The organism is Mycobacteroides sp. PCS013 (genome assembly GCF_049532645.1).
Taxonomy (GTDB): domain Bacteria; phylum Actinomycetota; class Actinomycetes; order Mycobacteriales; family Mycobacteriaceae; genus Mycobacterium; species Mycobacterium gwanakae.
Window position 1 is genome coordinate 578,995 of sequence record NZ_CP150131.1, and the last position, 14,151, is coordinate 593,145.

Consider the following 14,151-nt stretch of genomic DNA (forward strand, 5'->3'; position numbering starts at 1 on the left):
ATGTCTACCGCTGAATCGCAGAGCGGCGCCGCAGGCAGGATCCGTGCCAAGTCCCGAGAGTTTCGCGTCGCGGCAGTTGGCCTGCTCCTGGCCTCGATGATTGGACCCGCGCAGCTGTATTGCATCCAGGGAATTCTGCCGCAGGTCGCGGAGGGGCTACAGATCTCTGCGGGCGACAGCCAACTCATTTTCCTGGCGGCATTTGCCGGTTTTGCGCTGGGATTGATCCCCATCAGCCTGTTGTCCGAACGCTATGGCAGGCGGAGCATACTGCTGGCGTCGTCGACACTTGGAACGTTGATTTACCTGCTTCTGGTGTTCTGCGACAGCCTCACTGAAATCGTCTTGTTGAGAGGACTTCAGGGAGTCTTGCTGGCCGGTGTTTCTGCCATTGTTATGGCATACATAGGCGAAGAGTTCGAACCCCAGGCCGTTACCCCTGCGATGGGGATATACGCGGCAGGAAACGCCCTCGGGTCACTCTTGGGCCAAATGTTGCCGGCCTGGATTGTTGGGGGCACGGGTTCATGGCGGTTGGCACTCGGCGTGCTGGCCGTGCTACTGCTTGGAGTAATTGTTGTTTCCGCTATCACACTGCCGCGCTCGAACTTCTTCATATCCAGCGATATTTCGTACGCCATGGAAGCCAGGCTCTTCCTCTCGCACCTTTCGAACCCTCGGTTACTCGTAATATATCTGCTGATATTTTGCTTCATGGGGGCGATTATTTCGATATTCAATGCCTTGCCCTTCAGGGTCGAATCGCCACCATTCAATATATCGCCGAGTATGTACGGCACATTCTTTCTGGTTATTCTGGTGGGCGTTTTCACCGCGAAGACCTCGGGTACCGTAGCCGCGAGGATCGGAATCAGGAACACGCTACTTCTGGCTGTTGTCTTGATGCTGGCCGGAGTAGCGCTACTAGCCGTTCCCGTGGTGTGGATCATTGTGCTTGGCGCAGCGCTTGTCACCGGGGGAGGGTTTGCGGGGTACACGTGTCTCACGAGCCTGTCGGCGACGATCGCGCATAAAGGTAGGGCGCAGGCGTCCTCGCTTTTTCTCGCGTCGAGCTTCAGTGGGAGCGCCGTGTTCGGGCTCGTCGGTAGCCGCGTGCTCACGGATGCGGGATGGGCTGGTCTGTTGATATACATCAGCGGATTGATGGGCCTCGGTTTCTTGCTGGCGCTCACTGTCCGCGACGCACCACCCGCCGATGCCGAAGGTAGGAAATCGTGATCAGGCCCATTGATGCTGTCTTGAAGTCTGTCCTCGATGCGAGCCCGGCGGTGCATCTTGATCGGCCAGCGGATTTGTCTCTGGCACGTGAGTCCCGCCGACATGCTGTCCGCGGTGAGGCGCCGTCGACCGCGGTTGGCCGTGTGAAGGACATCGTGATTCCGGCGACCGACGCACCCCCCATCGCGGCGCGCGTCTACTGGCCGCTGGGCTTCGAAGACGCCGGAGAGCTCCCACTTGCCGTCTACTACCACGGCGGCGGTTTTGCGCTGGGCAGCATCGATACTCACGACTGGGTGGCACGTTCGATATGCGCACATATCGAAGCGGTGGTGGTCTCCGTGGATTACCGCCTCGCGCCCGAAAATCCCTACCCTGCCGCTGTCGACGATGCATTCGCCGCACTCACTTGGGCGGCAGAGCATGCTACGGAATTGGGCGCGGACCCAGCCAGAATCGCGGTAGCCGGCGATTCTGCCGGGGGTAACCTCGCCACCGTAGCCGCCCAGCTGGCCAAAAGCCGCGGTGGTCCACATCTGAAGTTTCAACTGCTCTGGTACCCGGGCACCACCAGCGATCTCTCCTTGCCGTCGGTCATCGAGAATGCCGCAGGCCCGGTTCTCTCCCGCGACATGATGAGGATCTTCGGCCAGGCATATCTCGGTGAATTATCCGAAACCGCTGACCCGACAGCACTACCGTTCACCGTTGCGCCGGTCAACGGGGACCTCGAGGGTCTGCCCCCGGTGTACATCGCCACCGCGCAACACGACCCGCTTCGAGACGACGGCAGGATCTACGCGGCACTTCTCGCGGACGCGGGGGTAGCGGTCCAGCTCCGCAACGCGGACGCCCTGGTCCATGGCTATCTTGATTTCGCCCGGATAGTTCCGGCAGCGAAAGAGGAGTTCCTACTTTCCCTGGACGCCTGCAAGGCCGTGTTGTAGGCGTCTGCGTGCCCGAAAGCCCGGCCTTGAGGTCCCCCCACCACAACCAGAGTTGGGCAAGGCCATCACTGGTGCGTATGAGCGACCGGGCACGCTTTATTCTCCTTTGCTGTAAGGCTTTTGGAATGCATATTTTGGACCGGCGTTCAGTTCCCTACGGGGCAAACAATTTTCGCGCGGTGCGCAGCGGCGATAGTCCTTTGCCCACTCGCGGGATTGTTCTCGATGGGTACCCTCGGGGTGGTGTCAGACCTAGCAATCCAATTGTCCGAGTCCGGCCGGGATTGGCTGATCCATAAGCCGGTCGACATCGCGATCTACATCGTTTTGGCGCTGGTGGTGAGATACGTGTTCCACCGCGCGATCGATCGCCTGGTCCAGGGGGCGAGACGGACAGATCAGGCGGAGAGCCGTCGGCGGTGGTCGCTTTTCACGCACCGCGCACCGGAGACGGCGGAAAACGAGGCTCTTGATGAGGCCGAGCGACGACCCTCGACCGTGCGCACCCTGCGCGGACGTGCTCAGGACCCGGCCCGCGACGCACGAAGGCGTAAACGCCGAGCGCAGCGCGCGCAGACCCTGGGTTCTGTTCTCAAATCAGCAGTCTCGTTTCTGGTGCTCGTCTGGGTGATCCTGCAGTCGCTCGCGATCCTGGGAGTGAACGTGGCGCCCTTCATCGCATCCGCGGGGATCGTCGGCGTCGCGCTCGGATTTGGCGCGCAAAACCTGGTGCGAGACTTCATCACCGGAATATTCATGCTGTTCGAGGACCAGTACGGCGTCGGCGACGTGGTGGACGTCGGTGATGCGGTGGGCACCGTTGAAAGCGTTGGTCTGCGCATCACCACGGTGCGTGACCTGCACGGCACACTCTGGTACGTGCGCAACGGGGCGATCGCCCGCGTAGGCAATTTCAGCCAGGACTATGCGGTGGCCTTCCTGCAGGTGCCCGTGTCCTACAGTGCCGATGTCGACCTGGCCTGCAAGGTGGCGCTCGAGGCCGCTGAGCGGGCAGTCGCCGACGATGCGCTGCGTCAGGACGTGCTCGGAGCTCCGGAGATGCAGGGTGTCGACGGAATCACCACCGACGCGATCAGTCTGCGGTTGACGGTGGCCGTCCGGGCCAATGCGCAGTGGGCGGTGGAGCGCGAGTTGCGGCGCCGGATTCTCGTCGCGTTCGACGAGAACGGTATCCGTCCGCTCTATCTCGACGGGTTACTGCGTGCAGATGCCGAGGTCCTGGAAAAAGCGGACCGCTGACCGCGGCAGAGGCGCAGTACGCTGGTGATATGGCTGGTAAGGAAATCGACAAGCAGCGGGCAAACGCCGCGCTGGCGGTGATCCGTCAGCACCCAGGTATGGCGCTGTTCTTGGCCGCCCCGGTGCTGGCTGTCCTCGGCGCTGTGTGGTGGATCGCTGGTCTCGGATGGGCGCTGGTTCTCGCGGTGGTCATCCTGCTCGCGGGCGGCGCCGCGATCGTTATGCGCCGCAGCTGACGTAGCGTCCGGCGTTCCCCAGGTTGTTCGCTATAGGCGAACGCCGTGACATTTGTAAGTATGTAATTTTGTAATCATGAAACGAGATCAACAATCCGACGCCTCCGACGCCGCGGATTGGTTCGCCGGGCGCCTGCCCGACGGCTGGTTCAGTGGTGACCCCGAAGTCGTTGTCGACCGCGAAGAGATCACTGTCATCGGCCGATTCCCCGCCGAGGACAGTGAGAAGGAAAGTGATGCGCGCGCGGCAGGCCGCGCCTCTCGCTTCCGGGAAGAGACCCGCTCTCACCGAATGCGTATCGCCGATGAGGCGCAAGCCCGGTATGGGCGCAAGGTCTCCTGGGGAGTCGACGTGGGCACCGCCGAAGAGTCCGAGCGGATCCTGTTCACGCACATCGCCGTCCCGGTGATGACTCGCCTGCGCCAGCCCGAGCGTCAGGTGCTCGACACCCTGGTCGAGGCGGGAGTCGCGCGGTCACGTGCCGATGCACTGGCATGGGCGGTGCGGCTGGTCGGCGAACACGCCGAGGAATGGCTGGGCAAGCTACGGGGCGCCATGACAGAGGTTCGGGATCTGCGCACGCAAGGTCCGCAGCTCTAGGCCTGCGTCATCGCGAAGTAGGGACCGCGGCGCGCCAGCAGCTCCGTGTGGGTGCCACTCTCGACCACGCTGCCGCCATCCATCACCACAATGCGATCCGCATCGCGAATGGTGGAAAGTCTATGGGCGATAATGAAACTCGTCCGGTCCCTGCGTAGCTCGGCCATGGCCCGCTGAATCCGTAGTTCGGTGCGGGTGTCCACCGAACTCGTCGCCTCATCGAGTATCAGCAGCTGCGGTCGTGCCAGGAATGCTCGGGCAATGGTGATCAACTGCTTCTCGCCGGCGCTGACGTTCTCGCCGTCGTCGGCGATCCTGGTGTCATATCCGTCGGGAAGTGTCTGCACGAATCGGTCCACGTACGCCGCGCGTGCTGCCTCGCGAACCTCGTCGTCGGCCGCCCCCGGCCGCCCGTAGGCAATGTTCTCGGCGATGGTGCCTGCGAAGAGCCAGGTGTCCTGCAGCACCATTCCCATCCGCGATCGCAGATCGTGGCGGCTCACCGTTGAGATATCAACGCCATCAAGCAATATCCGTCCGGAGTCGAGGTCGTAAAAGCGCATCAGCAGGTTCACCAGGGTGGTCTTTCCTGCTCCCGTCGGCCCGACGATCGCCACCGTCTGCCCCGGTTCGACGCGCAGCGACAGCCCATCGATCACCCGGGTCTCGGGGGAGTAGCCAAAGCTGATGTCCTCGAACTCCACACCCGGCGACCCGGCGGGAATGGTGGCTGCATAGGCCGGGTCCGGAGTCTCCTCGTCGGCATCGAGCAACTCAAAAACCCTTTCGGCGCTGGCGAGTCCGGACTGCAGAGTGTTGTACATCGCGGCCACCTGCGTCAGCGGTTGGTTGAACTGCCGCACATACTGCGTGAACGCCTGGATGCTGCCCAGCGTCAGGTCACCCGAGGCCACCTTGAGACCGCCCACCACCGCTACGGCCACATAGCTCAGGTTCCCTACGAACGCCGTAGCGGGAGACACCAGCCCCGAGAAGAACTGCGCACCAAAGGCGCTGCTGTACACCTTGGCGTTCCGGTCCGCGAAGATCGCCTCTGCGTCGGCGCGATGTCCATACGTCTTGACGATGGTGAAACCGCTGTACGTCTCCTCGATATGTGCGTTCAGTTTCCCGGTGTTAGACCATTGCGCGACGAACAGCCGTTGTGAGCGACGGGCGATGGCCCGCGTCACCCAGAGTGACAGGGGCACCGTGGCGAGGGTGATCACGGCCAGCAGCGGCGAAATGCTGAGCATCATGACAAGCACGGCGACCAGCGTGAGCATCGAACTCAGCAGTTGGTTGATGCTCATCTGCAGGGACGTCTGGATGTTGTCGATATCGTTGGTCACGCGGCTCAGAATCTCCCCGCGCTGGCGGGAATCGAAGTAAGACAACGGAAGCCGATGTAGCTTGTCCTCCACATCGGTGCGCAACGCCACGACCGTGCGCTGCACGGTGACGTTCAGAAGCCGCGCCTGCACCCATGCCAACAACCCGGCCGCCAGATACAGGCCCAGCGCTAGTGCCAACGTCATCCCCACGGCATGAAAGTCGACACCCGCTCCGGGGGTAACGTTCATGCCGGAAAGCATCTGCGCGAATTGGCCGTTCCCGCGTGCCCGTGCCGCCTCGATGGCTTGTTCCTTGCTCAGTCCGGCGGGCAGCTCTCGCCCAACCACCCCGTTGAACAACAGGTCGGTGGCATGGCCCAGGATTCGGGGTCCGATCACCCCGATCGCGATACCGGTCATCGACAGGATGATCACCACGGCGGTCAGAAAACGTTGTGGAGCAAGACGCCTCACCATTCGCACCGCGGTGCCACGGAAGTCCCGTGAACGCTCTGCCAGCCCTTGCTGCACACCTCGAAAACCGATCCCCTGGGTCATACCAGTGACACCGCCTGCGAGTCGCAGATCTCCCGGTACATCCCACAGCAGTCCACCAGCTCGGCATGGGTGCCCACCGCGGCCACTCGGCCATTGTCGAGCACCACAATCTGGTCGGCATCGATTACCGTCGAGATCCGTTGCGCCACCACGATCACAGTGGATTGTGCGGCGACCGCGCGCAGCGCCTCCCGCAACCGGGCATCGGTACGTACATCCAGCGCGGAGAACGCGTCATCGAACAGGTAGACGCCCGGACGGCGAATCACCGCGCGGGCAATGGCTATGCGCTGACGCTGTCCACCGGAAAAGTTGATGCCGCCCTGCGACACCGGCATCTGCAGCCCCGCGGGATGCGTTTGGACGAAATCCGCCGCCCGCGCCACCTGTAGCGCCTCCCACATCTCGTTCTCGGTAGCGTCGGACTTGCCGTAGCGCAGGTTGCTTTCCACCGTTCCGGAGAACAGGTACCCGCGTTGCGGAACCAAACCCATGAATGTCCAAAGGTTCTCCGGGTCATACCGCCGGACATCGTTACCGCCCACGCGTACCGAACCCGCGGTCACGTCGTGCAAGCGGGGGATCAATGACAGCAGCGTGCTCTTGCCGCATCCGGTCGCGCCGACCACCGCGGTGACCGTCCCGGGCCGCGCTGTAAACGAAACCCCTTCCAATACCGCGCGTTCGGCGCCTGGATAGCGGAAGCCGGCATCGATGAACTCGACGATCGGATTCGATGCATCCGGGGAAACCGGATCGGGCGGGGCGGTAATCGATCCCACCGTCTCGAACACCTCGGTGATCCGTTCGGCGCACGCCGAGGCTCGCGGCACCATGACGGCCAGCATGGTGAGCATCATCATCGACATGAGGATCTGCAAGAAGTAGGACAAGAAGGCCACCAGCGAGCCCACCTGCATCTGCCCGTGGTCGATACGCAGCCCGCCGAACCAGATCAGCGCCACGCTGGAGGTGTTGATGACCAGTGAGGTGGTGGGCAGCATCAGGGCCTGCCACCGGCCGGCGGCAAGTGCCGCTTCGGACACCTCGGCGACGGCCACGCCAAACCGCTTGCGTTCCAGAGTTTCCCGGGTAAATGCGCGAATGACACGAATGCCGGACAACTGTTCGCGCATGACCCGGTTGATGCCATCGATGAGCCGTTGCATGCGGCGGAAGATCGGCAACATCGACCGCACGATGTACCAATTGACCAAGCCGAGCGCCGGCATGCTCACGATGAGCAGCCAGGACAACCCCGCATCCTGGTGGATCGCCATCGCGATCCCGCCGATGCACATGATCGGTGCCGTCACCAGCATGGTGCAGGTGATCTGGACCAGTACCTGCAGCTGCTGAACGTCGTTGGTGGTGCGCGTCAACAGGGTCGACGCACCGAATCGAGACGACTCTTCGGCGGAGAACCCGGTGATGTGGTGGAACAGCGCCGACCGCATGTCGCGACCGAACCCTATGCCGGTCCGGGAACCGAAGTAGACCGCGCCGATCGAGCAGGTGATCTGTACCAGAGTCACGGCCAGCATCACCATGCCGAGACGGGTGATCGTGCGCGTATCACCCTGCGCGACTCCGTCGTCGATGATCGCCGCGTTGACTGTCGGCAGATAGAGCGCGGCCAAGGTGCTGATGATCTGCAGCATGACGACCACCGCGACCAGACTGCGGTAGGGACGGACATAACGTCGCAGGAGGGCCCGCAACTGACCCTGAGGCATGCGCACCACTGTCGCACACGACTCCCGCAACAAACCCGCAGCTCAGTGGTTGGCGCGGGTTTGTGCCGCTACAGTGCACATGTGAGGTTGGGCTTGGATTCGCGCAACGTGTGGAGCAAGTGTGCTGTCGCCGTGGTGATGGTGGCACTTGTGGTGGCCGGCTGTTCGGGCGGTGATAAGTCTGATCAGCCCAACGGTAATGAGCCGAACGCGACAGCGCCGGCGCAGACCAAGTCCAAGGGCGTCGAAGGTCCGATGTTCTCGGAATGCGGCGGTGTCAGCGATCAGGCGATGATGCAGCTGACCAAGGTCGTGGGTTTGGTGGGCACCGCGAAGAACTCGGTGGGTTGTGTCTGGCTGCGCGGGGGAAGCATCGTGGGACCGCACTTCTCCTTCAACTGGTACCGAGGTAGTCCTATCGGTCGTGAACGGGCGACGGAAGAGCGGACGCGCCCGAGCGTCGAGGACATCGAGATCGCCGGATACAAGGGTTTCATCGCCACTAACGGCTACCCGGGCACCGTGACCACACTGTGCGAGATCGGCATGGACTTCGGGAACGACTTCATCGAATGGTCTATCAACTTCGAGCCCGGATCCGGCGCTCCCGACTCCTGCGACGTGGCCAAGCAGCTGACCGAGACGTCCATCAAGGCGGCCAAGAAATGATGCATCGGAAAACGAAGTCACTCTTCGCGGCGGCGTGCATCGCGCTCGTCGCATTCACGTCCGCAGGCTGTGGCGGCACCGTCGACGGGGAAGCGGTCATGCCCGGCCGCGGCGATCTGGGTGACGGTACGCCTGCCGAGCAGAAGTACCCCAACCTGCTCAAGGAATGCGACGTCCTCACCACGGACGTTCTGGCCAAGGCCGTCGACGCAGATCCGAGGGACATTCAGAGCACATTTGTGGGCGCGTTGTGCCGTTGGCAGGCGATGAGTAAGAGCGGTGGCCTCGTCGACATCACCCGCTTCTGGTTCGAGACGGGCAGTCTCGAAGCGGAGAAGGCCACAGCGAACAGTCTGAAGTACAACGTCCAGGAACGGGCGATTCAGGGAATCCCGTCGATCGTGATGAAGCCGCCGGACCAGCCGGGCGCCTGTGGAGTTGCCAGCGACGCGGCAGGTGTTGTTGGATGGTGGGTCAACCCGCAGGGCCAAGGCGGAGACTCATGCACGCAGGCAATAAAATTGATGGAGATGACGCTGTCAGTGAACATCTGACAGGTCGTGTTCGCTCGTCCCGTGTGGGCGGGATAGTGCTGTGTGCTGTGCTGGCCATGGGAATGCTGTTGAGTTCTGGGTGTTCCGGAAACCACCACGAAGTCAACGGGCATGAGGTGGCTACCTCGCATGATGTCCGGGTCGGCCCGGGGTACTCCGAGTGCGGCAGCCTCACCACACCCGATGTCATGGCCGTCGTACGCCGGGCTGACCTCAAGCTGATTGCAAAGACCCCCGCCGGATGCACCTGGTCTCCGAATGGATCGTGGAGCGCGCTCCCGAACGTCACCCTGTCCTGGTATCGCGGCAGCCCGATCGGCCGCGAGCGGGAGGGGGAGGAGCGGACGCGTGACGAGGTCAGGGATTTCTCCGCGGGAGGCAAGAGCGGCTTCATCAGTTCGACGTACGGGATGTGCGTCACCGCGCTGGAGTACGGGGACGACCAATTCTTCGAGCTGGCGGTCACCCTGCTCGGTGCGGGTCACGGCACGTCCTCGGACGCATGTCACTGCGCGATGAAGCTGTCCACCCAGGTGGCTGAGAAGGTCTGAGGCCCGCCGACTAGCGCGGCACGTGGAACTTGGTGAGCGATCCGCCGCCCAATTCGAGCCGTGACCATGGCGACCGAGTGGTGAGCACTGCGATCGCGGAGGTCGGAAACTTGGTGGAGATCCGGTTCGCGGCCTCCGCATTGCTGGTACCGGTATCGGCGAGCATGAGTGCCAGCTGCGATGTGGTGGGTTCATGCCCGACGACGAGGACCGTGCTCGCGGAATCCGGTACCGCGTTGATCTCGCCGAGGGTGATTCCCACCGTTGAGTCGTAGAGTTTGTCGCTGAATCTGACGAGCTGGCTGTGTACCCCGGTTTGAGTCAGCGTCGCGCGGGTCCGGGTGGCGGTTGAACACAGCACCGCGTCGATCCGATTGAAATTGTCCTGCAGCCATGTTCCGGCCTGGGTGGCTTGTCGCGTACCGCGGAGATTCAGCGGGCGCTGGTGATCGTCCACTCCCGGCGGGTACGCCGACTTCGCATGCCGCATCAAGATCAGGGTGCGCTTGGCGTCATCCGGCATGGTCGTACGGTAGCCGGGCTGGGTGACGAAAGACGGGCAAATGCCCGACCTGTGGATAAGTCACCAATCCGGGCCCCGGGGATCAGGCGCGGCACCCGGAGGTTGTCAGTGGACGGCCATAGACTTCCCGTGTGAAGTTCCTGCACACCGCTGACTGGCAGCTCGGCATGACCCGGCATTTCCTTGCCGGCGAAGCTCAGCCGCAGTATTCAGCCGCCCGTAGGGAGGCTATCGCTTCCCTTGGCGAGGTTGCTGTGGCTCAGGGTTGCGACTTCATGGTGGTGTGTGGAGATGTCTTCGAGTCCAACCAGCTGGCCCCACGCGTCATCAGTCAGGCGCTGGAGGTGATGCGCGGCGTCGGGGTGGACATCTATCTGCTGCCTGGCAACCACGATCCCCTGGATGCCGCCTCGGTGTACACCAGTGAGCTGTTCCTGGCTGAGAAGCCCGCGAACGTCCACGTCCTCGATACCGCGGGCGTGCATCGGGTGGCTGCCGGTGTCGAGCTGGTCGCGGTGCCGTGGCGTTCGAAGGCACCCACGCATGATCTGGTGGCCGAACAGCTGGAGGCTCTGCCCGTTGACGGCACCCGGCGCATCGTGGTGGCCCACGGCGGTGTGGACGTGCTGGACCCCGACCCGACGAAGCCGGCGCTCATCGCGCTGAAGGCCGTCGAGGACGCTATTGCCCGTGGTGCGGTCCATTACGTGGCGTTGGGGGACAAGCACTCCCGGACCCAGGTGGGTTCCACCGGGCGGGTTTGGTACTCGGGGGCGCCCGAGGTCACCAACTACGACGATGTCGAATCCGATCCGGGACATGCTCTCGTGGTCGACCTGGACGAATCGGGTGCGGTGCAGGTGGATGCCCATCACGTGGGCAGATGGCGGTTCGTGACGTTGCGGCGGTCGGTGGACAACGCACGCGATATCGCCGATCTCGGACTCAATCTCGAACTGCTGCCCGACAAAGAACGCACGGTGGTGCGTCTGGCCCTCACGGGCACGCTCAGCGTGACCGATAACGCCGTGCTGGAAGAGTGCCTGGACAAGTACACGCGGCTATTCGCCAGCGTGCGGGCGTGGGAGCGGCACACCGATATTGCGGTGGTGCCTGCCGACGGAGAGTTCAGTGATCTCGGTGTCGGTGGTTTCGCTGAGTCCGCGATCGCCGAGCTGAAGGAGATGGCGGCCGCGGGCGGGGCATCGTCGGCGGACGCCCAGGGCGCGTTGTCGCTGTTACTGCGCCTCACGTCCAGTACCGGGCGAGGCGGATCGGCCAAGGGCGGCGCGGTGACACGAGGGTCGGCGGCGTGAAGCTGCACCGCCTCTCGGTCACCAACTATCGCGGAATCGCTCATCGCGACATCACTTTTCCCGATCGCGGTGTTGTGGTGGTCAGCGGAGCGAATGAGATCGGCAAGACGTCCATGATCGAGGCGCTGGACCTGCTGATCGAATCCAAGGATCGCTCCACCAAGAAGGACGTCAAGCAGGTCAAGCCCACATTTGCGGACGTAGGCTCCGAGATTGAAGCCGAGATCAGCTGCGGCCCCTATCGATTCGTGTATCGGAAGCGTTTTCACAAACGCGCTGAGACGCATCTGACGGTCATCGAGCCGCGCCGCGAACAGCTCTCCGGCGATGAGGCGCATCAGCGGGTGCTGGACATGCTGGATCAGTCCATCGACATGAACTTGTGGAAGGCGCAGCGGGTTCTGCAGTCGGCAGGCGCGGGTGTGCTCGATCTGTCATCGAGCGATGCGCTAACCCGCGCCCTGGATCTTGCTGCCGGACAGTCGGTTGCGCTGTCCGGTAGCGAGCCCGATCTGGTGGAGCGGATCGACGCCGAGTACGCGCTGTACTTCACCGCGACGGGGCGTCCCACCGGTGAATGGGCCAAGGCCGGCGTCCGGCTGACCGCCGCTGAGGATGCGCTTGCCGTCGCCAACGCGGCCGTGGCCGAGGTCGAGCAACAGGTTCGTGAGCACGACGAGCTGACCCGGGAGCTGGCCTCCGTCATCGCCGACCGTGCCGAGGTGAGTCGTCGGCTGGCTCCGTTGGAGCAGGCCTCGCAAGCCGTTTCGACCTTGATGCAACAACGCGATAACGCAGCGGTAGTCGCGGAGGCGGCGCAGGCCGCGGCGGTGGCGGCACAGACCAAACGTGACGAGCGGGCCCAACTGGTCGCCGATATCCAGGCTCGTCGCGCCGGGATTGATGGCCTCGCCGAGCAGGTGTCGGCCGCGAAGGAAGCGCACGCTGAGGCGCAACAGGTAGCAGAGGCGGCGGAGGTTGCCGCGGCCCGGATGGCCGAGGAAGTCGAGGCTACCCGCGCTCAACTGCAGTCGGCCCGCGACACTTTGGACCGCGCGTTGGCCCGGGATGAGGTGGATGGACTGGCGGCCCGGGTGTCGCGTGTCGACCTCACTACCCGGCAGTTGACCACGGCCGGCGCGGAACTTTCGGCACTGGCCATCACCGCACAGGCCCTCGGTGCTATCGAGGCTGCCGCGCAAACCGTGGGCATGGCAGAGGTGGCTCTGGACACCGCTTCGGCGCAGGTGGAGGTGCGTGCGCTCGCCGATGTCGACATCACCGTCGATGGCCGCCAGCTGCGGGTTGCGGCCGGAGAGCAGTGGGCGAGTGCGGCCACCGATACCGTTGAGATCACCGCTCCCGGCGTGGCAGTCACCCGAATCATTCCGGGGGCCAACGCGGCTCAGCTGCGTGGAAACCTCGATGCGGCTCGTGAGGCACTCACCGGCGCCTTGGCGGCTGCTGGTGTAGCCGATGTCGGTGAGGCCCAGAAGCAGTATGAGCGGCGGACCGAGCTGAATGCTGAACGCGACCGGTTGACGGCACTGCTCGATGGGCTGATGGGGTCGGAGAGTCTTGACGCACTGCGTGAGAAGCTGAGCCGCTTGCGCGAGTTGGCGCCGGAGGCCGACGGTCTGTGGGATGCGATCGATCCGGCGCAGGCTCGTACAGAGGTCGCCCGGTTGGTGGCCGAGGTCGAGCGGCTGCAGGCCGAAGAGGTCACCCACCGCCACGCCGTCCAGGTCGCCAATCAGAAACTCGCCGAGAAGTCCACCGAGGCAATGGTATTGCGAGAGAAGCAGGGCGCCCGCGCCGAAGAGTTGGCCGCCGTGGAGCAGCGCCTGGCCCAGGTTCGGGCATCGGCCTCCGACGATTTGCTGAGCGAACGTCATGACCAGGCGGTCCAAGCGGCGGACCTGACCGCCCGCCGCATCACCGATCTGATGAGTCAGTTGGCTGCGCTTGAGGCTGATCGGGTACGCGCCGAACTCGGCGAGGTCTCCGCACGGGCACAGCGGCTGGATCAGCAGCACGATTCGTTGCGTCATCGGCTACGCGATATCGCGGTGCGTCTGGAAGTGTTCGGCAGGCAGGGCCGTAAGGACCAGCTGGATGCGGCGGCTTCCGAGCGTGAATATGCGGCAACGGAATTCGCCCGAATCGGGGCTAAGGCCCGAGCCGTCGACACCTTGCGATCGGTGATGCTGCGGCATCGGGACGGCATGAGATTGCGTTATGTCGACCCGTTCCGTGCGGAGCTGGAGCGGTTGGGGCGCATGGTCTTCGGCCCCACCTTCGAAGTGGACGTCGACAGCGATCTGAGTATTCGCAGCCGGACGCTGGAAGGCCGAACGGTGCCCTACGAGTCGTTATCGGGTGGCGCGAAGGAACAACTGGGCATCGTCGCGCGATTGGCGAGCGCCGCGTTGGTGGCGCCGCAGGATGCGGTGCCGGTCATCATCGACGACGCGCTGGGATTCACCGACAGCGACAGGCTGGAGCGCATGGGTGAGGTGTTCGGCGCGGTGGGCACCGAGGCGCAGGTGATCGTGCTGACCTGCAGCCCTGACCGCTATCACTCGGTCACCGGGGCACAGCGAATCAGCCTGTCGGCCTGAGTGACT

The 14,151-nt window shown here is 63.7% G+C and carries 13 protein-coding genes; 10 read left to right on the forward strand and 3 right to left on the reverse strand.

Annotation, left to right across the window (positions count from 1 at the left end; genetic code table 11):
- The 5 genes from RHO23_RS02915 to RHO23_RS02935 all read left to right on the forward strand — a co-directional run bounded on the left by RHO23_RS02915 (position 1) and on the right by RHO23_RS02935 (position 4,283).
- Entirely contained in the window at positions 1-1,239 is a 1,239-nt protein-coding gene (locus RHO23_RS02915; protein ID WP_057968731.1) for an MFS transporter, read from the forward strand.
- Positions 1,236-2,186 (forward strand): alpha/beta hydrolase, encoded by a 951-nt coding sequence (locus RHO23_RS02920; protein WP_109398658.1) that lies wholly within the window; start codon positions 1,236-1,238, stop codon positions 2,184-2,186. Before RHO23_RS02915 ends, RHO23_RS02920 begins: the two co-directional genes overlap by 4 nt.
- Before the next feature lie 225 nt (positions 2,187-2,411).
- Positions 2,412-3,446, forward strand: coding sequence for a mechanosensitive ion channel family protein (locus RHO23_RS02925; protein ID WP_057968715.1), 1,035 nt, complete (start codon positions 2,412-2,414; stop codon positions 3,444-3,446).
- A gap of 29 nt (positions 3,447-3,475) precedes the next feature.
- Positions 3,476-3,682, forward strand: a complete 207-nt coding sequence (locus tag RHO23_RS02930; protein WP_030094864.1) for a hypothetical protein — start codon at positions 3,476-3,478, stop codon at positions 3,680-3,682.
- Positions 3,683-3,758: 76 nt separating this feature from the next.
- Positions 3,759-4,283, forward strand: coding sequence for a hypothetical protein (locus RHO23_RS02935; RefSeq protein WP_057968714.1), 525 nt, complete (start codon positions 3,759-3,761; stop codon positions 4,281-4,283).
- Here the strand turns inward: RHO23_RS02935 and RHO23_RS02940 are convergent.
- Positions 4,280-6,175 (reverse strand): ABC transporter ATP-binding protein, encoded by a 1,896-nt coding sequence (locus tag RHO23_RS02940; RefSeq protein ID WP_057968713.1) that lies wholly within the window; start codon positions 6,173-6,175, stop codon positions 4,280-4,282. The genes RHO23_RS02935 and RHO23_RS02940 overlap by 4 nt on opposite strands.
- Entirely contained in the window at positions 6,172-7,896 is a 1,725-nt protein-coding gene (locus RHO23_RS02945) for an ABC transporter ATP-binding protein (protein ID WP_198528406.1), read from the reverse strand. The genes RHO23_RS02940 and RHO23_RS02945 overlap by 4 nt, the downstream gene beginning before the upstream one ends.
- 153 nt (positions 7,897-8,049) lie before the next feature.
- Here RHO23_RS02945 and RHO23_RS02950 point away from each other — a divergent pair, with 153 nt between their 5' ends.
- Genes RHO23_RS02950 through RHO23_RS02960 form a run of 3 tightly spaced genes read left to right on the forward strand, consistent with a single transcriptional unit; the run spans position 8,050 to position 9,685 of the window.
- Complete coding sequence (locus tag RHO23_RS02950) at positions 8,050-8,580, forward strand: DUF3558 domain-containing protein (protein WP_044104574.1); 531 nt, start codon at positions 8,050-8,052, stop codon at positions 8,578-8,580.
- The gene (locus RHO23_RS02955; protein WP_078285174.1) at positions 8,577-9,134 is read left to right on the forward strand and encodes a DUF3558 domain-containing protein; all 558 of its coding nucleotides are present in this window, start codon (positions 8,577-8,579) and stop codon (positions 9,132-9,134) included. Before RHO23_RS02950 ends, RHO23_RS02955 begins: the two co-directional genes overlap by 4 nt.
- Before the next feature lie 32 nt (positions 9,135-9,166).
- On the forward strand, positions 9,167-9,685 hold the full coding sequence (locus RHO23_RS02960; protein ID WP_030094870.1) for a DUF3558 family protein: 519 nt from the start codon (positions 9,167-9,169) through the stop codon (positions 9,683-9,685).
- A 10-nt stretch (positions 9,686-9,695) separates the two neighbouring features.
- On the opposite strand, the gene RHO23_RS02965 is transcribed toward RHO23_RS02960, so the two are convergent.
- Positions 9,696-10,208 carry a SixA phosphatase family protein gene (locus tag RHO23_RS02965; protein WP_046252954.1) on the reverse strand — a complete coding sequence of 171 codons (513 nt, stop codon included), beginning with the start codon at positions 10,206-10,208 and terminating at the stop codon, positions 9,696-9,698.
- A 131-nt stretch (positions 10,209-10,339) separates the two neighbouring features.
- Here RHO23_RS02965 and RHO23_RS02970 point away from each other — a divergent pair, with 131 nt between their 5' ends.
- Positions 10,340-11,524 carry a metallophosphoesterase family protein gene (locus RHO23_RS02970; protein WP_057968711.1) on the forward strand — a complete coding sequence of 395 codons (1,185 nt, stop codon included), beginning with the start codon at positions 10,340-10,342 and terminating at the stop codon, positions 11,522-11,524.
- Positions 11,521-14,145 carry an AAA family ATPase gene (locus RHO23_RS02975; RefSeq protein ID WP_057968710.1) on the forward strand — a complete coding sequence of 875 codons (2,625 nt, stop codon included), beginning with the start codon at positions 11,521-11,523 and terminating at the stop codon, positions 14,143-14,145. The genes RHO23_RS02970 and RHO23_RS02975 overlap by 4 nt, the downstream gene beginning before the upstream one ends.
- The last annotated feature ends 6 nt before the right edge of the window (positions 14,146-14,151 follow it).

Coding starts and splice junctions, on each gene's coding strand:
- RHO23_RS02930 (WP_030094864.1), top strand. CDS start 3,476: ATGGCTGGTAAGGAAATCGACAAGCAGCGGGCAAACGCCGCGCTGGCG.
- RHO23_RS02950 (WP_044104574.1), top strand. CDS start 8,050: ATGGTGGCACTTGTGGTGGCCGGCTGTTCGGGCGGTGATAAGTCTGAT.
- RHO23_RS02935 (WP_057968714.1), top strand. CDS start 3,759: ATGAAACGAGATCAACAATCCGACGCCTCCGACGCCGCGGATTGGTTC.
- RHO23_RS02925 (WP_057968715.1), top strand. CDS start 2,412: ATGGGTACCCTCGGGGTGGTGTCAGACCTAGCAATCCAATTGTCCGAG.
- RHO23_RS02955 (WP_078285174.1), top strand. CDS start 8,577: ATGATGCATCGGAAAACGAAGTCACTCTTCGCGGCGGCGTGCATCGCG.
- RHO23_RS02915 (WP_057968731.1), top strand. CDS start 1: ATGTCTACCGCTGAATCGCAGAGCGGCGCCGCAGGCAGGATCCGTGCC.
- RHO23_RS02965 (WP_046252954.1), bottom strand. CDS start 10,208: ATGCCGGATGACGCCAAGCGCACCCTGATCTTGATGCGGCATGCGAAG.
- RHO23_RS02940 (WP_057968713.1), bottom strand. CDS start 6,175: ATGACCCAGGGGATCGGTTTTCGAGGTGTGCAGCAAGGGCTGGCAGAG.